Source organism: Chryseobacterium endophyticum, from assembly GCF_056333165.1.
Window position 1 is genome coordinate 578,020 of the sequence record NZ_JBWGXE010000001.1, and the last position, 23,613, is coordinate 601,632.

At 39.0% G+C, this 23,613-nt stretch carries 24 protein-coding genes; 17 read left to right on the forward strand and 7 right to left on the reverse strand.

Going from position 1 to position 23,613, the window contains the following annotated elements; translation table 11 throughout:
* Positions 1–176 precede the first annotated feature (176 nt).
* On the forward strand, positions 177–1,199 hold the full coding sequence (locus AC0N32_RS02775) for a quinone-dependent dihydroorotate dehydrogenase (protein WP_476392346.1): 1,023 nt from the start codon (positions 177–179) through the stop codon (positions 1,197–1,199).
* Positions 1,200–1,569: 370 nt separating this feature from the next.
* On the opposite strand, the gene AC0N32_RS02780 is transcribed toward AC0N32_RS02775, so the two are convergent.
* Positions 1,570–2,058 (reverse strand): SRPBCC family protein, encoded by a 489-nt coding sequence (locus tag AC0N32_RS02780; protein WP_476392347.1) that lies wholly within the window; start codon positions 2,056–2,058, stop codon positions 1,570–1,572.
* A gap of 192 nt (positions 2,059–2,250) precedes the next feature.
* Here AC0N32_RS02780 and AC0N32_RS02785 point away from each other — a divergent pair, with 192 nt between their 5' ends.
* The 14 genes from AC0N32_RS02785 (at position 2,251) to AC0N32_RS02850 (ending at position 16,097) form a co-directional block, all read left to right on the forward strand.
* Positions 2,251–3,798, forward strand: a complete 1,548-nt coding sequence (locus AC0N32_RS02785; RefSeq protein WP_476392348.1) for a sensor histidine kinase — start codon at positions 2,251–2,253, stop codon at positions 3,796–3,798.
* Positions 3,799–3,888: 90 nt separating this feature from the next.
* Positions 3,889–4,575: a response regulator transcription factor gene (locus tag AC0N32_RS02790; RefSeq protein WP_169231468.1), complete on the forward strand. Its 687-nt coding sequence runs from the start codon at positions 3,889–3,891 to the stop codon at positions 4,573–4,575.
* Positions 4,576–4,643: 68 nt separating this feature from the next.
* Positions 4,644–5,288: a hypothetical protein gene (locus AC0N32_RS02795; protein WP_476392349.1), complete on the forward strand. Its 645-nt coding sequence runs from the start codon at positions 4,644–4,646 to the stop codon at positions 5,286–5,288.
* Between the two features lie 19 nt (positions 5,289–5,307).
* Positions 5,308–5,676, forward strand: coding sequence for a hypothetical protein (locus AC0N32_RS02800; protein ID WP_476392350.1), 369 nt, complete (start codon positions 5,308–5,310; stop codon positions 5,674–5,676).
* Positions 5,677–5,781: 105 nt separating this feature from the next.
* Positions 5,782–8,454 (forward strand): TonB-dependent receptor domain-containing protein, encoded by a 2,673-nt coding sequence (locus tag AC0N32_RS02805; protein WP_476392351.1) that lies wholly within the window; start codon positions 5,782–5,784, stop codon positions 8,452–8,454.
* A 138-nt stretch (positions 8,455–8,592) separates the two neighbouring features.
* On the forward strand, positions 8,593–9,072 hold the full coding sequence (locus AC0N32_RS02810) for an N-acetyltransferase (protein ID WP_476392352.1): 480 nt from the start codon (positions 8,593–8,595) through the stop codon (positions 9,070–9,072).
* A complete protein-coding gene (locus tag AC0N32_RS02815; RefSeq protein WP_476392353.1) occupies positions 9,047–9,577 on the forward strand; it encodes a hypothetical protein in 531 nt (176 codons plus the stop codon). The genes AC0N32_RS02810 and AC0N32_RS02815 overlap by 26 nt, the downstream gene beginning before the upstream one ends.
* 87 nt (positions 9,578–9,664) lie before the next feature.
* Positions 9,665–10,531: a helix-turn-helix domain-containing protein gene (locus tag AC0N32_RS02820; protein WP_476392354.1), complete on the forward strand. Its 867-nt coding sequence runs from the start codon at positions 9,665–9,667 to the stop codon at positions 10,529–10,531.
* Between the two features lie 84 nt (positions 10,532–10,615).
* Positions 10,616–11,035: an OsmC family protein gene (locus AC0N32_RS02825; protein ID WP_476392355.1), complete on the forward strand. Its 420-nt coding sequence runs from the start codon at positions 10,616–10,618 to the stop codon at positions 11,033–11,035.
* Positions 11,036–11,249: 214 nt separating this feature from the next.
* The gene (locus AC0N32_RS02830; protein WP_476392356.1) at positions 11,250–11,855 is read left to right on the forward strand and encodes a TetR/AcrR family transcriptional regulator; all 606 of its coding nucleotides are present in this window, start codon (positions 11,250–11,252) and stop codon (positions 11,853–11,855) included.
* Positions 11,856–11,865: 10 nt separating this feature from the next.
* Positions 11,866–13,134, forward strand: a complete 1,269-nt coding sequence (locus tag AC0N32_RS02835; RefSeq protein ID WP_476392357.1) for an acetyl-CoA C-acetyltransferase — start codon at positions 11,866–11,868, stop codon at positions 13,132–13,134.
* A 4-nt stretch (positions 13,135–13,138) separates the two neighbouring features.
* Entirely contained in the window at positions 13,139–13,564 is a 426-nt protein-coding gene (locus AC0N32_RS02840; RefSeq protein ID WP_476392358.1) for a PaaI family thioesterase, read from the forward strand.
* A gap of 57 nt (positions 13,565–13,621) precedes the next feature.
* The gene (fabF, locus tag AC0N32_RS02845) at positions 13,622–14,863 is read left to right on the forward strand and encodes a beta-ketoacyl-ACP synthase II (protein ID WP_476392359.1); all 1,242 of its coding nucleotides are present in this window, start codon (positions 13,622–13,624) and stop codon (positions 14,861–14,863) included.
* Positions 14,864–14,975: 112 nt separating this feature from the next.
* Positions 14,976–16,097: a redoxin family protein gene (locus AC0N32_RS02850; protein ID WP_476392360.1), complete on the forward strand. Its 1,122-nt coding sequence runs from the start codon at positions 14,976–14,978 to the stop codon at positions 16,095–16,097.
* Between the two features lie 59 nt (positions 16,098–16,156).
* Here the strand turns inward: AC0N32_RS02850 and AC0N32_RS02855 are convergent, their stop codons facing one another.
* The 3 genes from AC0N32_RS02855 to msrB all read right to left on the reverse strand — a co-directional run bounded on the left by AC0N32_RS02855 (position 16,157) and on the right by msrB (position 17,874).
* Complete coding sequence (locus AC0N32_RS02855; RefSeq protein WP_476392361.1) at positions 16,157–16,537, reverse strand: cupin domain-containing protein; 381 nt, start codon at positions 16,535–16,537, stop codon at positions 16,157–16,159.
* Position 16,538: 1 nt separating this feature from the next.
* Positions 16,539–17,303, reverse strand: coding sequence for a murein L,D-transpeptidase catalytic domain family protein (locus AC0N32_RS02860; protein WP_476392362.1), 765 nt, complete (start codon positions 17,301–17,303; stop codon positions 16,539–16,541).
* A 127-nt stretch (positions 17,304–17,430) separates the two neighbouring features.
* Positions 17,431–17,874, reverse strand: a complete 444-nt coding sequence (gene msrB, locus AC0N32_RS02865) for a peptide-methionine (R)-S-oxide reductase MsrB (RefSeq protein ID WP_476392363.1) — start codon at positions 17,872–17,874, stop codon at positions 17,431–17,433.
* 132 nt (positions 17,875–18,006) lie between these two features.
* Between msrB and AC0N32_RS02870 the strand changes: the two genes are divergently transcribed.
* The gene (locus AC0N32_RS02870) at positions 18,007–19,251 is read left to right on the forward strand and encodes a DUF445 domain-containing protein (RefSeq protein WP_476392364.1); all 1,245 of its coding nucleotides are present in this window, start codon (positions 18,007–18,009) and stop codon (positions 19,249–19,251) included.
* A gap of 11 nt (positions 19,252–19,262) precedes the next feature.
* Entirely contained in the window at positions 19,263–20,141 is an 879-nt protein-coding gene (locus tag AC0N32_RS02875; protein WP_476392365.1) for a hypothetical protein, read from the forward strand.
* 166 nt (positions 20,142–20,307) lie between these two features.
* Here AC0N32_RS02875 and AC0N32_RS02880 read toward each other — a convergent pair whose 3' ends face one another.
* The 3 genes from AC0N32_RS02880 to AC0N32_RS02890 all read right to left on the reverse strand — a co-directional run bounded on the left by AC0N32_RS02880 (position 20,308) and on the right by AC0N32_RS02890 (position 23,613).
* The gene (locus tag AC0N32_RS02880; protein WP_476392366.1) at positions 20,308–20,649 is read right to left on the reverse strand and encodes a hypothetical protein; all 342 of its coding nucleotides are present in this window, start codon (positions 20,647–20,649) and stop codon (positions 20,308–20,310) included.
* A 92-nt stretch (positions 20,650–20,741) separates the two neighbouring features.
* A complete protein-coding gene (locus tag AC0N32_RS02885) occupies positions 20,742–22,784 on the reverse strand; it encodes a S9 family peptidase (RefSeq protein WP_476392367.1) in 2,043 nt (680 codons plus the stop codon).
* An 88-nt stretch (positions 22,785–22,872) separates the two neighbouring features.
* Positions 22,873–23,613 carry a uroporphyrinogen-III synthase gene (locus AC0N32_RS02890; protein ID WP_090000012.1) on the reverse strand — a complete coding sequence of 247 codons (741 nt, stop codon included), beginning with the start codon at positions 23,611–23,613 and terminating at the stop codon, positions 22,873–22,875.

The window sequence follows — 23,613 nt, forward strand, 5'->3', positions numbered from 1 at the left end:
CTTCATCAATCAACTTGCTGATTCGTTCTTTGCTGCCTTGAAATAATATATTCCGAAAAGAAATCCTTTGCGATAAAAACAACTATCCTGAACAATTTAGTCCAGACCTTTGCTCTTCTGTCCATAAACTCACAATTTCCAACTAAAATCAATATCTTTGTATTCCAAAAAAAGGCATGTACAAAAACCTGATCCGCCCGATCCTTTTCAAATTCGATCCTGAAGAAGTGCATTATTTTACTTTTTCAATGCTTAAAAATTTCTCCTTTTTAGCCAAGCTTTTCCTACCGAAGCCGATTGTCGACAAAAGACTGGAAAGGGAAGTTTTCGGATTAAAATTTAAAAATCCCGTAGGGCTGGCCGCCGGTTTTGATAAAAATGCCGTGCTTTTCGAAGAACTTTCAGACCTCGGTTTCGGATTCATCGAAATCGGGACCCTGACGCCGAAAGGACAGTCCGGAAATGACAAGAAAAGACTGTTCCGTCTCATGGAAGACTCGGCGATCATCAACCGAATGGGCTTCAATAATGACGGCGTAGACGCTGCGGTGGAAAGACTCAAGAAAAATAAAAATGTTCTGATCGGCGGGAACATCGGGAAAAATAAAGTTACGCCCAATGAAGAAGCCGTAAACGATTATAAAATCTGCTTTGAAAAACTTTTCCCTTACGTAGATTATTTCGTGGTGAATGTAAGTTCGCCCAATACACCAAACCTGCGTGAGCTTCAGGATAAAGAACCTCTAACGCAGCTGCTGGGAACTTTACAGCAGATGAATACCCAAAAAGTTAATCCGAAGCCGATCCTGCTTAAAATTGCCCCGGATCTGTCGGACGATCAGCTTTTGGACATTATCGATATCGTCAACGATACAAAAATTGCGGGTGTTATCGCCACCAATACGACCCTTTCAAGAGAAGGATTGAAATCCGAAAATAAATCGGAAGCCGGCGGACTTTCCGGAAAACCGCTGACGAAAAGATCCACGGAAGTCATCCGTTTCCTCTCCGAAAAAAGCAACAGGGCTTTTCCGATCATCGGCGTAGGCGGAATCCATACGGCGAAGGATGCGATCGAAAAGCTGGATGCAGGGGCAAGCCTGGTTCAGCTGTACACCGGTTTCATCTACGAAGGCCCGGAACTGATCAATGAAATCAATAAAGAGCTTTTGAAGAGAGCAAGCCGCTTACCGAGATAAATCAGGTAATGGGAAGTATTTAAAAATAAAATGAAAGGGGTCTGACAAGAGGTCACTGAAAAACCCTCCATATTATAATAGTACGATTTGTTTTGGATGGAAATAAAGAGCTTATTGCGGATTTTTAAATCTTGTAATAGGCTAATAAAATCGGTCTTCGTCTTTTCTAAAAATTTGGGTAATGGAGGGGTTCAGTTTAGCGATGATTTGATATTTTGTTGCTTGACATTTTCAGAGTTTCGTTTCCACTGCAAGCTGAGTTGCCAATGATGGTATCTACTTACATCTCATTATCCTCGATCATTTGCAATAGTTTTGGTAATTCAGGGCCAGTTACCGATGGTCACGCTCCATTTATTATATTTTAAAATTATCTCATAAGAATCTCCTCCAATTGGTTTAAACCTGTTTTAAAACCTTCTTCAAATCCCATTTCCAGCAATTGATTCATGGCCTGCTCAGATGCAAAATGAATATTTACCGTTATTTTCGTTCCTTCTTCTACTCCTGTGAACCCGAACAGCCATTTTGCCTCCGGAAAATCAGGATTTACATTTCCGTTTTCATCACAAAATGTGTCTGTCCCGTCGAAGCTTCGATGTTCTGTTATTTCACCATAATTCACTTTGGCATAATGCCTTTCTCCTTCAGGGCCAACCATTGAATACAGCCAGCTCCCTCCATTTTTAAACTCCTGGGTTTTTGTTTCACATTTCCATGGTTTTGGTGCCCACCACTGATCAAGCAATTCGGATTTTGTAAAATGATCCCATACCGCGGAGACCTCTGCTTTATAAATTTTCATCACGTAGACCGTTGCCGAGTCTGCGTCTTTGTTAAAAATAATTTCAGATTTCATATTAATTTTTATTTATACAAATCTACTTTTTTATTTGTTGCAGCATATTGTCTCATAATAGTAATTTAAAAATTTATAAATAAATGTTAAAAAACAGGTTTTTAAGAAAAATTAAACAATTTTATGGCTCGTTTTTTGTTTATGAAGTCATAAAATATTTAATTTTAACATTCTATTTTTTAAATTATCATAATGAATAATAAATTCATCCCAATAATATCGGTGTTTATGACGATCTCACTGATTGTCTTCGTGACGCTCCAGTTTTATTGGTTGAAACGTTATTACGGCGCCCTGGATCAGGATTTTTCCTCTAAAGTATATTCCGCTTTAGAAAACACCTCCAAAATCATCGGTGAAGCCGAAGTAGACAAATACCTTAATGTTGAAAATAAAGACTTCAGAAATACCATTCTTGCGAACAACAATCAGCCGTCACTCACCACGATCCAGCAGGTAGAAGATTCCGGAAAGCAACGGCAAATCGTTTATTCAAAAAGCATCATTGAAAAAAATCAGCTTCCGATTTCTCCAAAAGGGGACTCTCTGAATCTTACGACCTTATATTCTGACGAAGCTGCCTACAAAATAAAAAGAGATACCACCAATCGTGAACTGCTGACCTCTGAAATCAACCGGGATATTGAAAATGGCGATTATGCGATGAAAGAGTTTGTGAAAGTCAACGGAAACAATCTCCCGATCACCAAGAGAGTGGATGAAAAGGTCCTGGATTCTGTCATTACGAAAGAATTGAGAATACGGGGAATTTCGGCAACCTTCGGCTACGGAATTACTGATAAAAACAATAAGCTTACCTCCGTCGTCAACAGCCTCTATAAAGACAAAAAAGACAACAATACTTACAGCTATCCGCTCTTTACAGATTCCAAAGAAAGAACGCTGTATACCCTGGCTCTGGTTTTCCCTAAAAAAGAGTACTCCCTTGCCATGAACAACTGGCCCATGCTTCTAGGGACATTCCTGTCATTGCTTACCATTCTGGGAATTTACATCATATCCATTAATTATATGATGAGGCAGAAAAAGCTTGCGGAAGTAAAAACCGATTTCATCAACAATATGTCCCATGAGTTTAAAACTCCACTGGCGACGATTTCCGTGGCTACCGATTCTCTGGCCAATGATAAAATAGCGACAAATCCTGATAAAGTAAAGTATTATTCTGAACTCATCAAGCAGGAAAACCTCAGAATGAAAAAACAGGTTGAAAATGTACTCAACATGTCGAAGCTTGAGCGGAATGAGGTAAATTTATTCTTAAAAGAAACCAATGTAAGAGAGCTCATTAAAAGGACGGTCGAATCCTTCAACCTGATCGTACAACAGAGAAACGGAACCCTTACACAGGAATTCAATGCTACGGAGTATAATTTCAAAATTGATGAATTTCATATTTCCAACATGCTGGTAAACCTGCTGGACAATGCCAACAAATATTCTCCGGAAGCTCCAGAAATTACTATAAAAACAAGAAATGAGGGACATTGGTACGTCATCGAAATTTCTGACAAAGGCATGGGAATGGAAACCCAGAATAAAACAAAAATTTTCGAAAAATTCTTCAGGGAAGAAACCGGAAACATTCATAATGTAAAAGGCCAGGGATTAGGGCTTTCTTACGTAAAGAAAATTGTAGAGCTTCATAAAGGACAGGTATTGGTAGATTCCCACAAAGGAAACGGAAGTACCTTTACCATAAAACTGCCGATGAGCTGATAAATTTAAAACCAAATAAACAAAATATAGGAAGACAAGAGTGACATGTTCATTCTTATTATTAAATTTTAATTCTAAATTATTAAAATTATGAGCAACAGAATATTATTAGTAGAAGACGATCAGAGTTTCGGAGCGGTATTAAAAGATTATTTAAGCATCAATAATTTCGAAGTTACTCTGGCCACCGATGGCGAACAAGGATTAAAGGAATTTACGGAAAACGAATTCGACATCTGTATCTTTGATGTCATGATGCCTAAGAAAGACGGTTTTTCATTGGCAGAAGACGTTAAAAAAATTGACAAAAATACACCCATTATCTTTCTGACAGCCAGAAACATGAGAGAAGACATCCTGAAAGGATACCAGCTGGGAGCAGATGATTATATTACAAAGCCTTTCGATACGGAGTTGCTTCTCTATAAAATAAAGGCTATTCTTCAGAGAAGTTCTACCCTGGAAAATGAGGAGCAGGAGCAGTTCAAAATCAGTAATATCTTCTTCGATTCTATGCTGAGACAGCTGAGAGTGGGTGACAACGAATACAAGCTTTCTCCTAAAGAAAATGAGCTTCTGAAGCTTCTCTGTATTCACAGAAACGACTTTATGCCGAGAGATCTTGCTTTAAGAAAAATCTGGAAAAAAGAAAACTACTTCACCGCAAGAAGTATGGACGTATATATTGCAAAGCTTCGTAAGCTTCTGAAAGATGACGAAGGCTTGGAAATCATCAATGTTCACGGAGAAGGATTCAGACTTTTGGTTAAAAATTAATACAAAATATCATTCTTACCTGCAAAATTAGCAAAGCAATTAAAAATGTTTTGCTAATTTTGTTTTATATGAAGAATACAATTTTTTGCTTATTAGCTCTTTCACTGCTTACCGTTTCATGTAAAAAAGACGAAAGAGCAACCTATATAAAGGAGGAAGCGGCTGTTGGCCAACAAACACCTGTGGCCAACCAGGCACCGAAACCATCACTTTTGGATCAGGCAGGCATCCAGAATGTACAAAACAATCAGGCTCCGGTTGCCACTGCCACTGCTCCGGGAATGAATCCTCCGCATGGACAGCCCGGTCATCGATGCGATATTCCGGTAGGCCAGCCTCTGAACAGCAAACCTGCTCCCGCAGCGCAAAATTCAGCTTCAGCACAAAATAATACCCAGACGATACAGATCGATCCCAACGCCTTACAGCCCGGAAAATTCACTGTAGACAACAACGGAAAAACAAAGAATATAACAACAGCTAAAGGAATGAACCCTCCGCATGGAGAGCCCGGCCATCGATGTGACATTCCGGTAGGCCAGCCGTTAAACAGCAAGCCTGCTCCCGCGGCACAACCGACACAGGTTATTGCCCAAAATACTCCGGCTCCGAATCCTACACCAGCTCCTACAGGACCAAAGCCTGCTTTAAATCCGGCACATGGCGAACCATGGCATAATTGCGGTGTAAAAGTTGGTGAGCCTTTGCCATAATTTTCGTACTTTTGTGGTAATGAAATTAGTTCAGATCATAACGATTATTTTCTGTTTGGGGATTTTTCTGATTCCCAAAGATAATTTTTATGGTCAGAAGATGGAGGAAACCTGTTGTAAAAAAAGCTCAGGAAGTGATTGCTGTAAGAAGCAGCATCAGGAACATTCGAAAGAAAACCACAACAAAAAGCAAAAAAATTCTTCATGCAATGACGACTGCTGTTCGTATTGCGCTATATGCTACAGTTTTATAGAAACCCCTCTTTCCAGAAGTCTTAAACTGGATATTTCGTTCTACAAAACCAATAAAAATTTACACTTTCAATATTCGGATCCTTACATTTCAGGACGTTTAAAGGAAATCTGGCAACCGCCGAAAATAGGTTAATTTACAAAATGTAACAATTATCAGTTTAGCAGTTTATCAACGATTGTCATATGATTACATCGCTATACTGCTACATTTAATTTATTAATCTAATTTTTAAACAACATGAAATCATATATTTCCAGGATTATTCTTGGTATATTCTTATTATTTACACCCTTTATATGGGCTCAGAATTTATCTCAAAATCAGTTTAAAGTAAAAGGAAACTGCAATTTGTGTAAAGAACGGATTGAAACCACTGCAAAAAAAGCAGGCGCAAAAGAAGCGACATATTCTGTTGATTCACAGACTTTAACATTAGAGACCAAAGATGGCGTTTCTACAGATAACATTCTCAGAGAAGTTGCCCAGGCAGGACATGACAATGAAAAATTTAAAGCCTCAGAAGCTGATTACAATGCTCTGCCTGCATGTTGCCATTATGAAAGAGATCAGCTGGCTACCGATCAGGAACATCATGCTCATTCAAAAAAGGAAAACGAGTTTTATGTGAAGGGAAACTGTGAATCCTGTAAAGCCAGAATCGAAAAGGCCGCAAAAGATGCAGGCGCAGACTTTGCAGAATGGGATGCTGAACGACAAACCGTGATACTGAATTTTAATCCTCAGAAAACCTCATCGGACAAAATTTTAAAGAAAATTGCCGATGCAGGACATGACAACGAGAAGTATAAATCCAGCGACAGCACCTATAAAAATCTTCCTTCCTGCTGTTTGTACGACAGGGATATTCCTTTTGGGGAAACAAATCCTAAAGTTCACGCAGAAGAAAATGAAATTCAGGAACATACAGGACACGTGCCATCCAATACGGCGGACCACAGTGAAAAAACCATAGAAGGCGTAACACTGACCGGAGGGAAAGCCTCCACTTCACTTAATAAAAAAGAAGCCGGATTGATGTTCAATATTGACCGGAAAGAATTGCTGAAAGCAGCCTGCTGCAATTTATCCGAAAGCTTTGAAACGAATGCAACGGTAGATGTTTCCTTCAGCAACGCCGTTACGGGAACCAAACAACTCAAAATGCTGGGTTTAGACCAGAAATACACGAGCCTCACCAAAGAATTACTTCCTGAAGTAAGAGGCCTGGCTTCAGCGTACGGACTGAGTTTTATTCCCGGACGATGGATTGAAAGCATCCAGCTTACCAAAGGCGGAAGTACGGTGACAAACGGCTATGAAAGCATTACAGGACAGATCAATACTGAATTGTTAAAAAATGCTGAAAAACCTGAAACTTCCCTGAATCTTTTTGCAGACTTCAATGGAAGAACAGAAGCCAATATCACCAGCGTTTCTAAAATCGATAACAAATGGTCGCAGACTTTCCTTCTTCACGGCAACGGAACTTTTGGAGATACCGACATGAATAAAGACGGTTTCCTGGACAGGCCGAAAGGAACCCAGCTGAACGCAGCCTACCTGCTGAATTATAACGACCTTGAAAAATCAGGATTTGGGTCGCATTTCGGGATCAATTTTATTAAAGATGAAAGAACTGCCGGCCAGATCGGTTTTGATAAAAAAAGTTCGCAGAATCAGCAATCTCTGTACGGAGTAGGAATAGACATTTCGCGATTTCAGGTATGGAACAAAACCGGATATGTTTTCAAAGGAAAACCTTATCAGAGCCTTGGCTGGATGAACCAGTATACGTTTCATCAGCAGGACAGTTTCTTCGGTCTCAGAAATTACTCCGGAAAGCAGCAAACGTATTATTCAAATTTAATATTTGAGAGCATTCTAGGAAATACAAATCATAAATATAAAGCCGGAGCGAGTTTCATGTATGACGGTTACGACGAAAATTATTTAACCGAAAACTTTAAAAGAAACGAAATTGTTCCGGGAGCTTTTGCAGAATATACTTTAACAGGCTTAAAATACACTTTAGTCGCAGGTGCAAGAGTTGACTTTCATAATCTGGCAGGTACCCAGTTTACGCCGAGATTAAATTTTAAATATGACATTACCCCTAAGACCATTCTTAGGCTTTCTGCAGGAAGAGGTTTTAGAACAGCCAATGTTTTTGCCGAAAGTCAGCAGTATTTTGCTTCCAACAGGAATATTCAGATTCTTCAGAATGGAGGAAATATTTACGGATTAAGACCGGAAATCGCCTGGAATTACGGAGCAAGTCTGCAACAGGAGTTCAAACTCTTCGGAAGAAAATCTACTATTGTCGCTGATTTTTTCAGAACGGATTTTCAGGATCAGGTAATGGTAGACCTGGACCGCTCGCCTCAGCAACTTACTTTCTATAATCTTGAAGGAAAATCTTTTGCCAACTCCTTCCAGACCCAATGGGACATCACACCTTTTAAAAATTTTGACGTTAGGCTGGCTTATAAATATTATGATGTACAGACCGACTACCTGGGCGGAAGACGACCGGTTCCTTTCATGGCCAGGCATCGTGGTTTTGTAAACCTGGCGTATGCTACCAATAAAAACAATAAAGGTGGCTTCTGGAGCTTCGACACCACCCTGAATATGGTCGGAAAGCAGAGAATTCCGGATACTTCTGCAAACCCTGAAGAGTTTCAGATGCCTTCATATTCGCCGTCTTATGCTGTTTTGAATGCACAGGTTTCCAGAAATTTCAACAGTAAGATCAGGGCATATCTTGGTGGTGAGAATTTAACATCGTATTACCAGAAAAATGCTATTATCGATGTAAAGAATCCTTTTGGAAATTATTTTGATGGAGGAATGGTTTATGACCCGGTTATGAAAGCCAATTTTTATGTCGGATTTGATGTAACGTTCTGATCTGAAATTTAATTTACTTATAAAAATTAAGCATGGCTTCGGAAATGAAGCCATGCTTTTTCCATATTGACTTTACCAAAATAAAAAACAGCAAACAATTAGTTTGCATATTTTGGAAACTTTTCATACCTTTATTTTATGAAGATTGTAGAAATTTCAACAGGCGAAAATTATCCGATAGAAGTTTTACCGCTGGAAAAATCCGACTACAAATCATTAACGAAGACAAGATATTTTTTTAATTGGAAAGAAGAAAAAGATCAGTACATCTACAAACTGGTTATTAAAGGTGATAATGATATTCTGGGACTTATTTCGTTCGAAATCATTCCTGAAGAATGGAGGATACATATCAGGCTGCTTACCGTTTCAGAAGAGAACAAGGGAAAAGGCAAGAAGTTTGACAGAATTGCAGGAAATCTGATTTGTTTTGTTTCTAAGATTGCCGTATCGGAATTTGCAGAAATGGCCTGTATTTCCCTTAAACCCAAGACTGAAATTTACAAACATTACATGGATAAATATAAAATGAACATTACAGGCGCGACCCTTAGCCTCGAAGTACCGGAAATATTAAATTTAATTAAAGAATATGAAAGCGACTCTCAAAGAAAATAGTAATGAAAATGCTGAATTTGGTGTCGATTCAAGATATCAAAACAACAAAGAACGGGAATCTGATTCCGTTGCCTTAATGGAAGCCCGTTTGAAAAGGATGAAAAATTTGTCTAAAGAACAAATTACGCAGGCCAGGCTTGCACAGTTGAAATTAAGAATGGAAAACTATATCAAGGCAGAAACTGATGATGCGCGGGATAGTTTTACCGGATTTCTGGAAGCATATATTGATACCCTGTATTCCAGAAGAACCGAATTTGCAAATGATGTTAATATATCTGATGTTTTATTGAGTCAGATTATTAACCGCCATCGTGAAGCCAGTAAAGATTTTATGCTGAAACTGATGATCCATTCTGAAAAAATATTTAGCAGCATATCTGATTTTAAAAAAGAAATATGGTATCAAATCTATTTTCAGGAAAAGATACGTGATATGATGGCGACCCAAAAAGATTGGCGTCCTGAAATCGAAAAACAGGTAAAACTGAAAGAATTAAATTAATGCAACATCATAAATATTCAGCATGGTTTCCCAAATCCTATTTTCCGGAACCATGCTTTTTCGTATATTTATCATAAACTAAAATCAATGCCGCAACCTCTTATTTTTGAAGACCAGTATAAAAAACTCGGTATTGAAAGTATTTCTGAAAGTCATCCCGAAGCTTTCAACGAAAATAAGTTCCGTTTCGACATTAAAATACTATACATTCCTGCCGGGTATGAAATTTCGGTAGACTTTAATACTTTTAAAACGGCAAGACCTTGCCTTTTTTTCCTGACCAATCAGCATTTAAAAATTACAAAAGCAAAAGGAACAGCAACACTGGTTTATTACAACCGGGATTTTTACTGCATTCAGATCCATGACAAAGAAGTTGCCTGCGACGGGCTGCTTTTTCACAATGTTTTTGAGATTCCTTACATTGAATTGGATAAAAGCAGTGATTCCGTGGTTAAATATTTATTTCAAAGCATTAAAGAAGAACTCGAAGCAAAAGATTCTTCCGCTGAAGAAATGATCCGCACCTATGTAAAACAGATCATCATCCGGGCGACCAGAATATGGAAAACACAGAATCTGCATCGTGATGAAATAAAGATCACCAACAGCGAAATTGATCTTTTCAGGGATTTCAGCAGGCATCTTGAGATTCATTTCAGAGAAAAGCATAATGTTTCAGATTACGCCGACTTTCTTCATCTGGCTCCTAAAACTTTAACACATAAATTTAAAAGCCTGCAGCTTGAATCTCCCAATCAGATGATCATCAGCAGGATTCTGCTAGAAGCCAAAAGACTGCTGATCTATACCGATAAAACCGTTAAAGAAATAGCCTATGATTTAGGATATGAAGACCCGGCTTATTTCAACCGTCTTTTTACCCACAAGACAGGAAGCACCCCAGCGGGATTTAAGAAAAATTATATGACGGGAAAAAAGTACAGCATTTAAGTGATTTTATGTATTTATTTGGAATAATATCTGATATATCTTTGTAACATCAAAATAAAATATTAACAAAAAAATTAAAGTATTATGAGACGTAACGCAACAGCCGTCTGGAACGGGAACATTAAAGAAGGAAAGGGACATTTAACAACACAAAGCACCACGCTGAACGAAACCCAATATTCATTCAACAGCCGTTTTGCAGACGGAGTAGGAACCAATCCTGAAGAATTACTTGCCGCTGCACACGCAGGATGTTTTACCATGAAATTGAGCGCAGAGCTTTCACAGGCAGGATTCACTCCTGAAGAGTTGAAGACCACTTCTGTTATTACCCTTGATCCCAGTGTAGGAAAAATTACAAAATCAGAGCTGACCTTAACGGCGAAAGTTCCAGGAATTTCAGAAGAAGAGTTTCAGAAGTATGCTAAAATTGCAGAGGAAGGTTGCCCGGTAAGTGCCGCATTTAACTTTGAAATCACATTGAACGCTACTTTGGAAAGCTAAGAATTTTTGGCTATAATATTTTATTACAGCAGATTATCAACTATCTCCTTAATAAAATCGACGACAAAATTATTGATAAAACGGGCCTTAAGTCCGTTTTTCTTATTTAAAGCGCTTTCAGGCTAAACCCATCTCAAGAAGCATTAAAATAAATAAAGAATAAAATATACCGATTGGTATTTTATGTATATTTGCAGTATTATTTAAACGGAAAATGTCAAAAGCAGAAAAGACGAAGCAATTCATCATTGAGAAAACAGCCTCTTTATTTAATACAAAAGGGTATATCTCAACGACCGTATCAGACATTACAGGTGCGACAGGCCTCACAAAAGGCAGCATCTACGGGAATTTTGAGAATAAAGATGCGGTTGCCCTTGAAGTTTATAAATACAATTCTCATTTACTGAAAAAAAGCATGTCGCGGTCTTTCAGCGAAGAATTCCCTTCAACCAAAGATAAACTGCAGGCCTTTGTCGCATTTTACAGGAAAAACTGGGAGGTGGTCTTTTCAAATGGCGGCTGCCCTCTGATGAATGCAGCCACGGAAGCCGATGACACTTTCCCGGATCTGAAGAAACAAGTTACTCAATCTTTTAAAGAATGGATCCTCAAAATCTCAGAAGTCATTACACAAGGACAAAAAAACGGAGAATTGAATGAAAATGCTGATGCTGAAGAATACGCTTCCCTGTTCGTCATGATGATTGAAGGCGGAATTTTATTGTCGAAGACTACCGGGGAACCGAAATTTTTAAATCAGGCATTAGGCAGAATTCTTGCCATTATTGATAAAGAACTGAACATCCATACATCATAAAATTTACAACATGGAAACAAAAAAAGTGGCCATCGTAGGATACAACAGGATCCCATTTGCCAGGATAAACACTGCTTATTCCGAAAAAAGCAACCAGGACCTGCTTACTTCCGCTCTCGACGGCCTTATCAACCAGTACCACCTCCAAGGCAAGCTTTTGGGTGAAGTTGCCGGAGGCGCCGTCATTAAACACATTTCCGAGAGTAATCTCATCAGGGAATGCGTGATGGAAACATCCCTGGATCCTGCAACGCCTGCCTGCGATCTTCAGCAAGCCTGTGACACAGGTATTGAAGCAGCCATTTACATCGGGAATAAAATTGCACTGGGACAAATAGAAAGCGGTATTGCCTGCGGTGTGGAAGCCATGAGCAACATCCCTTTCGAAACCTCTCTGAATCTTAGGAAAGCTTTGCTGAAAGCCAATAAAGAAAAGTCGGCCTTTGGAAAAATAAAGCAGTTATTAAATCCAAAACTGAAAGACTGGATGCCGATCCCCTACAAAGGTCAGGAACCCAAAACAGGACTTGTTATGGGTGGGCATACTGAAATCACGGCAAAATATTATAAAATCTCCCGAGAGGAGCAGGATGAACTGGCGTTTAAGAGTCATCAGAATATGGCAAAAGCCTATGATGAAGGGTTTTTCGATGATATGATAACGCCGGCTTTTGGTCTTGAGAAAGATAATAATCTCCGCCGCGATACAAGTTTAGAAAAATTAGCATCATTAAAACCTGCTTTCGACAAACAAAACGGGACACTTACGGCCGGAAATTCGACCCCTTTTACTGATGGCGCCTCTGCAGTGCTGCTGGCCAGTGAAGATTGGGCAAAGGAAAATAATTTACCCATACTGGCTTACATCACCTTTTCGGAAGTTGCCGGCATCGAATATGTCGAAAATAAACAGAACCTGTTGCTGGCACCTGTTTTTGCAGCCGACAGAATGCTGAAAAAAGCCGGTATGCACCTGGAAGATTTTGATTATTATGAAATACATGAAGCCTTTGCCGCGCAGGTTTTGGCCACCCTTAAAATCTGGGAAAATGATGATTTAGCTAAAAAATTCGGGTTGGAAAAAGCATTGGGAAAAATAGACAGGGACAAATTAAATGTAAAAGGAGGAAGTCTTGCTGCCGCTCACCCTTTCGCAGCTACAGGCGGAAGAATCATTGCAACATTGGCAAAACTCCTTAACGAAAAAGGAAGCGGAAAAGGATTTATTTCCATATGTGCCGCCCGCGGACAAGGCGTAACAATGATCTTAGAAAAATAGTAAAATGGACAGACTGGAACAATTAAAGAGATTCATCGGGAAGGAATTTACATCGTCGCCATCGCCTTTCATGCAGTGGCTGAATCCTATTGTGCTTTCAGCAGAAGAAGGCCGTCTTGAATTCCAATATACCGTACGCCACGAATGGCTGAATCCGGCCGGAAGCCTCCATGGTGGAATTACCGCGGCTATTATCGACGATATCATTGGAGCCACCATGTTTTCTTTGAATGAAAAATCTTTTATCACGACCATCAATAATGTTATCGATTATTTTTCTACTGCCGCAGAAAATGATATTATTGTAGCAGAAACCAAAATCATAAAGAGAGGCAAACAGTTTGTAAATGCCCAGTGTGAAATCTGGAATGCGGATAAAACACGCATCGTTGCAAGAGGAACCTCCAATTTATTTAAAATCAATAATTAAAATCATCGCCTTATCTTAAAACAAACGATGATACAACAAAAAAGATAAATACTACCTATGAAAAGAGTGGTCATTACAGGTCTCGGCGCAGTAACACCTTTGGGAAACAATGTCGGAGAATTCTGGGAAAACAGCATTAATGGAATAAGCGGAGCCAATAAAATTACCCATTTCGATTCGGAAAAATTCAAAGTGCATTTTGCCTGCGAAGTGAAAAATTTTGAGCCCAAAACTCATTTGACGCACAATGAAATAAAAAGAAGTGATCTTTTTTCACAATACGCCATGTATTCTGCAGCAGAAGCACTGAAAGATTCAGGACTCGAACTGGAAAATATGGATCCTTTTGATACCGGCGTGATCTGGGGAACCGGTCAGGGCGGAATGTGGACTTTCGAAAGCGAAGTGATGGAGTTCACGAAAGGAGACGGAACACCGAGGTTTAACCCTTTCTTTGTTCCTAAATTTATTGCCAATATGGCTTCGGGGATGATCTCCATGAAATTCGGACTCCAGGGAATCAATTATACGACCATTTCAGCATGTGCTACGGGAAATACTGCTTTGATGGATGCTTTCAATTATATCAGGCTCGGAAAAGCAAAAGTCATTGTAAGCGGAGGATCTGAAGCTGCCATTACGCCCGCATCAATAGGAGGATTCTCGATCATGAAAGCCATGTCTACAAGAAATGACGATTTTGCTACTGCAAGCCGGCCGTATGATGCAGACAGAGACGGATTTGTCATGGGAGAAGGTGCCGGAGCCCTGATTCTGGAGGAGTATGAACACGCCAGGGCAAGAGGGGCGAAAATTTATGCGGAGCTGGCAGGTGCAGCCATGACGGCAGACGCCTATCACATGACCGCGCCACATCCGGACGGGATCGGCGCCATAAAAGCGATGCAGCTCGCGCTTAAGGAAGCAGGGGCAAATGTAGAAGATATTGACTACATCAATCCCCACGCTACTTCAACACCGATGGGCGACCTGGTGGAGCTTAACGGAATCAATAAATTGTTTAAAGGAAATAAAAAGCTGGACATCAGTGCTACGAAATCCATGACAGGGCATCTGCTTGGAGCGGCCGGAGCTGCTGAAGCCATACTTTCAATCAAGGCAGTTGAAACAGGGATTATCCCGCCAACGATTAATCTTCACAGAATTGATGAAAACATTCCTAAAGATCTCAACATCGTGTTTGGTGAGGCCAAAGAAAAGAGCATCAACTTTGCATTAAGCAATGCTTTCGGTTTCGGAGGACATAATGCGACGCTGGTTTTCAAGAAGTTTTCTTAGTTGCCGATCATCTTAATAATTTCAAATTTTATTCCCTGTAATTTTTAAAAGCAGGGATTTTTTATGTATTGAAGTTTTTTGTAAGTTAGCCTCAATTAAACATATTCTTTTTATGAAAAAGCTGTTATCTGTTTTTCTGTTTATTTCTAATTTAATCTATTCTCAAAAGAATTTTGAAATCAGCCTTACCTCAGATTCTTACCTTAATGACAGTTTAATGCTTGGTGCGCCGTTGATGAAAAAGGCTTTTGGAAATCTTTATAGTTTTACATTACAACCGAACGTGAATATTATTAATTTCGGGGAAAACATCGGTGCAGACTATTCAATGTATCTCTTGAAAATTCAAAAAGAAAATCATATTAATGGCTATATTGAATATCCGCAACCTGTTGCTTTTATTTATTTTGATAAGAAAAAACAATCCGGTTACTGGACAAAAACTTTTTTCCTGGAAAAAGGAAAATATAAGATCCATTTGCCTGAAAGTATAAACAACACAGAAATCATTGTAGAAACGCCAACCAATAAGGATTACAAGATCTTACAGAAATCATTGGAAGAAGTGTATGTAAAATCTGACAATTTTAATAAAGCAGACAGCCTTATTAATCTTGACAAAAAGCAGCTGCTTCTTGCACAATACATCAAAAAGAATCCTAATTCCTATGCGGCGTTGTGGGAAATTGTCAATGATTATATGCTTTACAATTATCATCCCGATTATCTGAAGAATATGAATTTATTTTCAGAAAAATTCAAGCAAAATAAACTCTTCAGAAATATTAAAATCCGTCTGGAAGCTGAAAAGTCGACCGGTATTGGAAATAAAATTCCTGAAATTAATTTTGACGGCCGGAATAAACTGACTTCAGAAGATTTTAAAAAATATAAACTTACGTTTATTGACTACTGGTCAACAAGCTGTGCTCCCTGTATAAAAGGAATGCCTGAAATTGTAAAATTATATAACGAACTAAAGGATAAAAATGTAAATTTCATCACCATTACCGATGAAAGAACGCCGGAACGAATGGAACAGGCCAAGAATATCCTGAAAAAAAACAACGCCACGTGGCTCAACTTTTTTGACATTAATAAAGATTTTCAGAAAAAAGTGAATGCAACTTCATATCCAATGCATTTTATAGTCGACAAAAATGGTAAAATAATCGCGAGAATCAGCGGCAATCTTGAGGAAGCAAAAAATAAAATGAATGAATATCTTGATTAATTTTAAATGAAAAAAGCAATCAGAAAATGACTGCTTTTATAATCAATTAAAAAATAATTCTACTTAGGGTCCGGAATAAAAAAACTCTCACCATTATCGGCAACCGGCATGTAAAGTCTTTCCCATTTTTCTCCTTCTTCCAGCTCCCAGCTATGTCCTTTTCCTTCCACATCTTCAGCTAAAAGAATAATTCCGGGCTGTATGACAAATGTTGATCCGTCGCTCACTTTAAATCTGATCTTTCCTTGCAGGGTAACGACAAATTGTTTCCTTGGAGCAGGATGTTCAGATTTTTCCCATTCTTCCGTTGTATTGCTGAACCGGAAAGAGGTCGTCACAATATCTTTCAGAACAGGAATTCTTCCCGTTTCGAAAGTACAACTTCCGTCGGGATTGTTCAGTAATCTTACGGCAACAATAAAGCCTGGATCTTCGTTCATTTTAAACGGATGTTTTTAACCATTCCGATTTAGACAAATAATTCTGATCGGGGTAGTAAATAAAAAGAAGATTTCTCCCTTTTATGGTATTAATGATCGGCTGGGTAAGGTCTCTCGGTACGGCAGGGCATCCCCAGCTTCGTCCGATTCTTTTATGCATAGCGGCAAATTCGTCACTTACATAATCTGCGCCGTGCATCACAATGGCCCTTCTGTAAGCAGCATCATTAAATCCTTTATCCATTCCCAGTAATTTCAGGGAATATCCGTTGTCCCCGTTGTACGTCGCATCCGTAATATAAAAACCTAAACTGCTCTGAAGCGAGCTTTCGGTATTTGAAAAATTCGTTGCAAACTCTTCTCCGGTGTTTTTACCGTGTGCTACCAGTGAATTGAACAGTACTTTTCTCTCGTTCATATCAATTACCCAGAGTCTTTTCGTATTCGAAGACATGGAAAAATCGCATACCGTAAGCAGATGCGAATCCTGATTAAGCAAACCAGCTTTCTTCAAATTCTCAAAACCAGTTAAGGCTTTGAAGAAAACTTCTTCGTTAAGCTCATGTCCTTGTTCAAATGCGATAGACTTGTATAACTCTTCTGAGGATGATACTGTTTTTTCTGTGGCTGTTTCAGGTTTTGTAACCGTTACTTTTTCACTCTTTTTTGTACTGATTTCGTTCTTGGCTGCCCCTTTTTCCGGCGACAGGTAGAATGAAGTCGTTACCATGTAAACAATACTTAATAAGCTATAAAATCCTTTCATTCAAATATTATGTTAATCCAATTGAGTCAGCAAATGTATAAAAACATAGATATCTGAAAGAATAACTCCACAAGTTTAACTCAAATTTAAGAAACTTTAACTTCCTGATTTTGTGAATAAAAACAACTTAAAACGGCGTATCAGGCACGAATTCCAGGCTTACTGAATTCATGCAGTACCTTAGCCCGGTAGGTTTTGGTCCGTCATCAAAAACATGCCCAAGATGAGAATCGCACCTTTTGCACAGGACTTCTACCCTATCCATCCCATAAGCCAAATCTCTTTTATAATAAACGCCATCTTTATCCGCTTCAAAGAAACTCGGCCAGCCGCAGCTGCTTGAAAATTTGGAATCGGAACGGAACAGATGGTTCCCACAAACGGCACAGTAATATTCTCCCAATTCGTCGAACTCATTGTATTTCCCGGTAAAAGCCCTTTCGGTAGCCGCTTCTCTTGCAACAGCATAAAGATCAGGAGAAAGTATTTTTTTCCATTCATCATTAGAAATATTCAATGGCGTCTTGTCTGTTCTGGAGTAGTATGGATTGTTTTTTGCTTCGTTTTCCATGAAATTTATTTTAAATGAATCACGTCAAACACAAGGATTGAGATCTTTTGAAATAAAAGTATTAAATTTCATAAATCTTATGTTGACTGTGAATTTTATAACATCATAACCAAATGTACAAAATTTGAGCGTATGAATGATGAGGCCAAAAGAAAACAGCTGAGAAAGTATAAAGCATTTGCCACGGGGTTGTTCCTTCTGATGGCGGTCATTTTTATAGGAACAACGCTTCTTCAGAAAACGGTAGACTCCCATTGGGTAGGCTACGTCCGCGCATTTTCAGAAGCGGCCATGGTGGGTGCTCTGGCAGACTGGTTTGCCGTCACCGCACTGTTTCGCCACCCGCTGGGATTGCCTATTCCGCATACCAACCTGATTGAAAACAGCAAGCAACGACTTGGTGACAATCTGGGAAGTTTTGTGGTGGATAATTTCCTGTCTCCCGGAAACATCCGGCCTTACATCCAGAAGCTGAAAATTTCAGGTTTCGTCGGCGAATGGCTGGGGAAAGAGAAAAGCCAGCAAATCCTGATTAAAAATCTATCGGATATTGTTCTTGATATTTTAAATAAACTTGATGATGCTGCAGTGAGCCAGTTCATCAGCAAAAAGGTTCAGGAAATGACCGACGATATTAAGCTTAACAAAATTGTAGGAAACGGAATCAGCTATATTATCGAGAAAAATGACCATCAGAGAATCGTGACCAACCTCTCATCACAGATCAAAAACTACATCCTGGAGAACGATGAAATGATTAAAGAACGCGTAAAAAAGGGAAGTTATACTTTTATTCCTTCTTTTGTAGACAATAAAATTGCGGATAAGATCGCTACGGGATTATCAGATTTTTTCCGGGAAATTGAGGAAGATCTAAGGCACGAGATCAGAGGGTTGATTACTCAAAAAATCCATGAGTTTTCTATTGATCTTAAAGAAGATCCGAAATGGGAAGAAGAATTTAAAAATATTAAAAATGATCTTTTAAAAGGTGATAAGCTGAAAGAATATTTCAATGACATCTGGATTTCTATTAAAAATACGCTGAAAAACGAATTACATGAAGAGGATTCTTCCTTAAAAAATTATCTTTCAAAAAATTTAAATGAATTTTCGGAAAATCTAAAAACTGATGAAAGCCTGCAGAAAAAAATTGACGATTGGGTGCGGGTGACGGCTTACAAATATATCCTTAAAAATACCCATCAGTTCGGAAACCTCATCAGCTCCACCGTTGGAAACTGGCAGGGAAAAGAGCTTAGTGAAAAACTGGAGCTTGAGGTAGGGAAAGACCTTCAGTTCATCCGGGTAAACGGAACATTGGTTGGCGGCTTGGTAGGACTGATCATTTATACCATTGCTCATTTTTTTCTTTAAATAAATCGACCATGAAAAAAACATTTGCCTTTCTGCTTGTCCTGAACATTTCATTTTTCTTTGCCCAAAAAGTGGAACTTAAAAAAGTAACCGATTCATTTCAGGTTTTCAGAGGTGAAATTGACGGAATTCCTGTTACCTTACAACTTAATTACGACAATATTATTGATTGCCATCAGTACCAGCATTTTTTAGACGGCTGGTATTACTATGATAAATACAAAAAGAAAATTCCGCTGACGGGGGTTTATAATCTTGGAGATCTTTATCTTTTCAATTTCGGGAATGAGCAGAAAAGGGCGGCAAAACTTTTTAAAGACACCATGACACGCGATCTTATTGAAAAATCCGACAGCATTGCCAAAAAGCTAAACGCAAAAGAAATCATCAGCATTTCAGGTCAGGATACGGACAAAGAAGCAACAGGAACTTTCTCGATGGCCAATAAAAGCCTGCCGATCAGGCTAAACACCAGAGATACCAGAATTTACCGCTTCAATGATTATATTACTGTTCCGGGTGCCAAAAGGATAGATACCTATGACTTCATCAATAAAGCCGGTGGCAACCAGTTAATCTCCTACACTTCCGGAACATCAGGAAACCGAGTTCTGCTCTATTATGAAGAACCCTCCAATTTCAATTATTGTGGAAGATGCGGGGCCAGCGAAGGTGAAAAAGGATATCGTGTACTGTATTTCACCAATGACTGGAATTTTAAAAATTATGAAGACTATCCGACTGAAAGCTGCCTGGATAACATTTACGACAGCACTTCTGTGAGGCTTAAAGATTCAAAGACATTGAAGATAAGCGTCAAGCCATCAGATTCTGCGGCATACACTCTACTCGTTGACATCAAAAACGCTAAAGTTACCCTGTCAAAATAAAAAAGGAGTCATTTTCAGACGAGTTCATTGAAAAACTAAATTTCAGTAAATATTCCTATTTTCATTCTAAATAAATCGGACTATTGTAAGATGGATGGTTTTTCTTAGTGATCCGGCCATCATCACGCTCCACTTTTTTTATTTAAAAGTCTGAAAAATCAAATTTTCAGATCAGTTCCTCATCCTGGAAATACTGAATGATCGCCTTCTTCATCAGGAGCTGTTGCTCATTGGGTTTCAGCTCAGGGAGTTCTTCCAGTTGTTCAAAATGCGGATAACCATCATCGTCGTAATGCGAAAATTTATAATATCCGAAAGGTTCCAGCAGCCGGCATACGGCGATGTGAATGAGATTTACCTTATCATCTTTTGTGTATTTCTGCTGTCCGCTGCCCAGTTCCTGAAGCCCTATCAGGAAAAGATAGGTTTCAATCGGCGCATTTTTTTCCGTGTCAAAATTTTCAATGAAAAATTGTTCTACTTTCTGCCAGTATTCCGTTTCGTTCATAAATACAATTGTCTTTTGTGCCTTTTGTGGTTAAATTATAACTACCTTTTGATCTTGCTCTTTCAATGGATCAGAACCTTATCAATAATCATTTATCTTTTATCGATCTTCAGAAGAAATGCATATTCCAGCGCGTCTTCTTTTAACGACTCAAATCTTCCGCTTGCTCCGCCGTGGCCTGCGCTCATGTCTGTTTTGAAAACCAGAAGATTGTTATCCGTTTTCAATTCCCTTAATTTGGCAGTCCATTTTGCGGGCTCCCAATACTGAACCTGGGAATCGTGCAAGCCGGTGGTAATCAGTATATTCGGGTAATTTTTCGCTTCCACATTGTCGTAGGGCGAATATTCTTTCATATAATGGTAATACTCCTCATCGTTCGGATTTCCCCATTCGTCGTATTCTCCGGTGGTTAACGGGATGGTTTCGTCCAGCATGGTCGTTACCACGTCTACAAAAGGAACCTGTGCAACAATACCATTAAACAGAGTCGGTTCGTAATTCATCACGGCGCCTACCAGTAGTCCTCCCGCACTTCCGCCCATAGCGTAAAGGTGTTTTGAGGAAGTGTAATTTTCTTTAATTAAAAATTTTCCGGCATCGATAAAATCAAAGAATGTATTTTTCTTAAACAGCATTTTTCCTTCTTCATACCATTCCCGTCCGAGGTATTCGCCACCTCTGATGTGCGCAATGGCATAAACAAAGCCTCTGTCCAGGATGGATAGTCTTACATTTGAAAAACTGGCATCTACCGTATGTCCGTAGCTTCCGTAACCGTACAAAAGCAATGGTGTGTCAGCAGATTTTTTGGCGTCTTTACGATATACGAGGGAAATAGGAATTTTTGTTTTCCCATCCCGGGAATCAGCCCAGATTCTCTCCGAAATATAGTTTTCCGCGAAAAATTTTCCGCCCAATACTTCCTGCTGTTTCAGGAGTACGGTGGTTTTCTCCTTCATATTATACTCATAGGTCGAACTTGGCTGTGTTAAAGAAGTATATCCATAACGCAGAACTTCCGTGTCGAACTCGAGATTAACACCGATATAGGCGGTATAGGTAGGATCCGAAAACGGCAGGTAATGTGACTCCTGTGTTTTTTCGTCAATGATTTTAATCTGCAGCAATCCCTGTTCTCTTTCTTCCAGAACCAGATAGTTTTTGAAGATCTCGAAACCTTCCAGCAAAACTTCCGGCCGGTGCGGAATGACATCTACCCAGTTTTCCATACCACAGTTGTCGATTTTTGTCTTTACAATTTTAAAATTGAAAGCATCGTCCGCATTGGTAATGATGTAAAACTCGTCTTCATAATGTTCCACGGAATATTCCAGGTCGTCTATTCTCGGCTGAATGATCGTCCAGTCCACAAAAACATTATCTGATGGAATAAACCGGTGCTCGTCGGAAATAGTACTCGAGCTTGCAATGAAAATGTATTCGAGAGATTTCGTTTTAAACACATTAACGTCGAAAGTGTCATCCGTTTCATGGAAAATCAGGACATCTTCTGAAGCATCTGTTCCAAGTTTGTGTCTGTACACCTGGAAGGCCCTTAAATTTTCATCTTTTCTGATGTAAAAAACATGTTCGTTGTCATTTGCCCATACTGCTTTTCCGGTAGTGTTTTCAATTTTATCGGGGAGAATTTCTCCTGTTGTAAGATTTTTAAAATTGATGGTGTAGATTCTGCGGCTCACATTGTCCGACGAAAAAGAGGCCAGTTCATTATTCGGTGCAACGGCAACGCTTCCGACTTCAAAATAATCCTGTCCTTCTGCCAGAATATTAACATCGAGAATGATTTCTTCATCGTTGTCCAAACTCAGTTTTTTTCTACAGAAAATAGGATATTCTTTTCCTTCCTCATAACGTACGATGTACCAGTAACCGTTAAAAAAATAGGGTAAAGATTCGTCATCCTTTTTATAGCGGGCCTTCATTTCCTCAAAAAGTTCTTCCTGCAGCTGTTCTGTATCTTTCATTATGAAATCTGCATAAGCATTCTCTTCTTCAAGATATTTTATAACCTCCGGATTTTCCCTTTCATTGAGCCAGAAATAAGGGTCAATTCTTTTATCACCGTGTGTTTCAAGTATTTTTTCTATTTTTTTTGCCTTTGGAGCTTCCATTCAATATTAATTCTTGTTCAAATTTAGTTAAAAAAAAACCATCTTTCCTTTATGAAAAGACGGTTGATTTATATTTTATCGTAAAAACTTACTTATGAAGTGCTTTAATATACTTTTCCAGTGCCATTGTCATAGACGGAGTTTCCTTTGTAGGCGCCATAAGATCAACTTTTAATCCGGCTTCTTCTGCCGCTGCAAGTGTCGTGGTTCCGAAAACGCCGATTTTTGTCTCTTCCTGTTTAAAGTCCGGGAAATTCTGCTGTAAAGATTTTATTCCCTGCGGGCTGAAGAAGATCAGCATGTCATAATCTTTTACATTAATATCCGTGAGATCACTGCAAACCGTTCTGTACATGATGGCTCTTTTCCAGTCTACATTGGAGGCTTCCATTGTTTTCACGATATCCGGGCTCAAGACGTCCGATGAAGGCAGTAAATATTTTTCTGTCGGGAATTTTTTGAATAAAGGAAGAAGGTCCGAGAAATTCTTTTCACCGAAGCTGATCTTTCTTTTTCTGTACACGATATGCTTCTGAAGATAATTGGCGATCGCTTCCGACTGGCAGATGTATCTCATCGTGTCAGGAACCGCAAAACGCAGCTCTTCCGCTAATCTGAAGTAATGATCAATCGCATTTTTACTCGTGAAAATAATTCCGGTATATTGCGTAAGATCGATCTTCTGTGTTCTCAGTTCTTTATTGTCAACTCCCTCGACATGGATGAAAGGGCGGAAATCTATTTTTATCTTTTCCTTCTTTGCGATATCCAGGTACGGAGACGACTCACTTGGCGCTGGTTGAGAAACCAATATAGACTTTATTCTCAT

Bases quoted from the DNA above. Each gene is read 5' to 3' on its own strand.
- AC0N32_RS02855 (WP_476392361.1), bottom strand. From the start codon at position 16,537: ATGAACGAAGATCCAGGCTTTATTGTTGCCGTAAGATTACTGAACAAT.
- AC0N32_RS02875 (WP_476392365.1), top strand. From the start codon at position 19,263: ATGAAAAAAACATTTGCCTTTCTGCTTGTCCTGAACATTTCATTTTTC.
- AC0N32_RS02860 (WP_476392362.1), bottom strand. From the start codon at position 17,303: ATGAAAGGATTTTATAGCTTATTAAGTATTGTTTACATGGTAACGACT.
- AC0N32_RS02890 (WP_090000012.1), bottom strand. From the start codon at position 23,613: ATGAGAATAAAGTCTATATTGGTTTCTCAACCAGCGCCAAGTGAGTCG.
- AC0N32_RS02830 (WP_476392356.1), top strand. From the start codon at position 11,250: ATGTCAAAAGCAGAAAAGACGAAGCAATTCATCATTGAGAAAACAGCC.
- AC0N32_RS02805 (WP_476392351.1), top strand. From the start codon at position 5,782: ATGAAATCATATATTTCCAGGATTATTCTTGGTATATTCTTATTATTT.
- AC0N32_RS02780 (WP_476392347.1), bottom strand. From the start codon at position 2,058: ATGAAATCTGAAATTATTTTTAACAAAGACGCAGACTCGGCAACGGTC.
- AC0N32_RS02840 (WP_476392358.1), top strand. From the start codon at position 13,139: ATGGACAGACTGGAACAATTAAAGAGATTCATCGGGAAGGAATTTACA.
- AC0N32_RS02785 (WP_476392348.1), top strand. From the start codon at position 2,251: ATGAATAATAAATTCATCCCAATAATATCGGTGTTTATGACGATCTCA.
- AC0N32_RS02850 (WP_476392360.1), top strand. From the start codon at position 14,976: ATGAAAAAGCTGTTATCTGTTTTTCTGTTTATTTCTAATTTAATCTAT.
- AC0N32_RS02790 (WP_169231468.1), top strand. From the start codon at position 3,889: ATGAGCAACAGAATATTATTAGTAGAAGACGATCAGAGTTTCGGAGCG.
- AC0N32_RS02870 (WP_476392364.1), top strand. From the start codon at position 18,007: ATGAATGATGAGGCCAAAAGAAAACAGCTGAGAAAGTATAAAGCATTT.
- AC0N32_RS02825 (WP_476392355.1), top strand. From the start codon at position 10,616: ATGAGACGTAACGCAACAGCCGTCTGGAACGGGAACATTAAAGAAGGA.
- fabF (WP_476392359.1), top strand. From the start codon at position 13,622: ATGAAAAGAGTGGTCATTACAGGTCTCGGCGCAGTAACACCTTTGGGA.
- AC0N32_RS02795 (WP_476392349.1), top strand. From the start codon at position 4,644: ATGAAGAATACAATTTTTTGCTTATTAGCTCTTTCACTGCTTACCGTT.
- AC0N32_RS02820 (WP_476392354.1), top strand. From the start codon at position 9,665: ATGCCGCAACCTCTTATTTTTGAAGACCAGTATAAAAAACTCGGTATT.
- AC0N32_RS02835 (WP_476392357.1), top strand. From the start codon at position 11,866: ATGGAAACAAAAAAAGTGGCCATCGTAGGATACAACAGGATCCCATTT.
- AC0N32_RS02880 (WP_476392366.1), bottom strand. From the start codon at position 20,649: ATGAACGAAACGGAATACTGGCAGAAAGTAGAACAATTTTTCATTGAA.
- AC0N32_RS02775 (WP_476392346.1), top strand. From the start codon at position 177: ATGTACAAAAACCTGATCCGCCCGATCCTTTTCAAATTCGATCCTGAA.
- msrB (WP_476392363.1), bottom strand. From the start codon at position 17,874: ATGGAAAACGAAGCAAAAAACAATCCATACTACTCCAGAACAGACAAG.
- AC0N32_RS02815 (WP_476392353.1), top strand. From the start codon at position 9,047: ATGAAAGCGACTCTCAAAGAAAATAGTAATGAAAATGCTGAATTTGGT.
- AC0N32_RS02885 (WP_476392367.1), bottom strand. From the start codon at position 22,784: ATGGAAGCTCCAAAGGCAAAAAAAATAGAAAAAATACTTGAAACACAC.
- AC0N32_RS02810 (WP_476392352.1), top strand. From the start codon at position 8,593: ATGAAGATTGTAGAAATTTCAACAGGCGAAAATTATCCGATAGAAGTT.
- AC0N32_RS02800 (WP_476392350.1), top strand. From the start codon at position 5,308: ATGAAATTAGTTCAGATCATAACGATTATTTTCTGTTTGGGGATTTTT.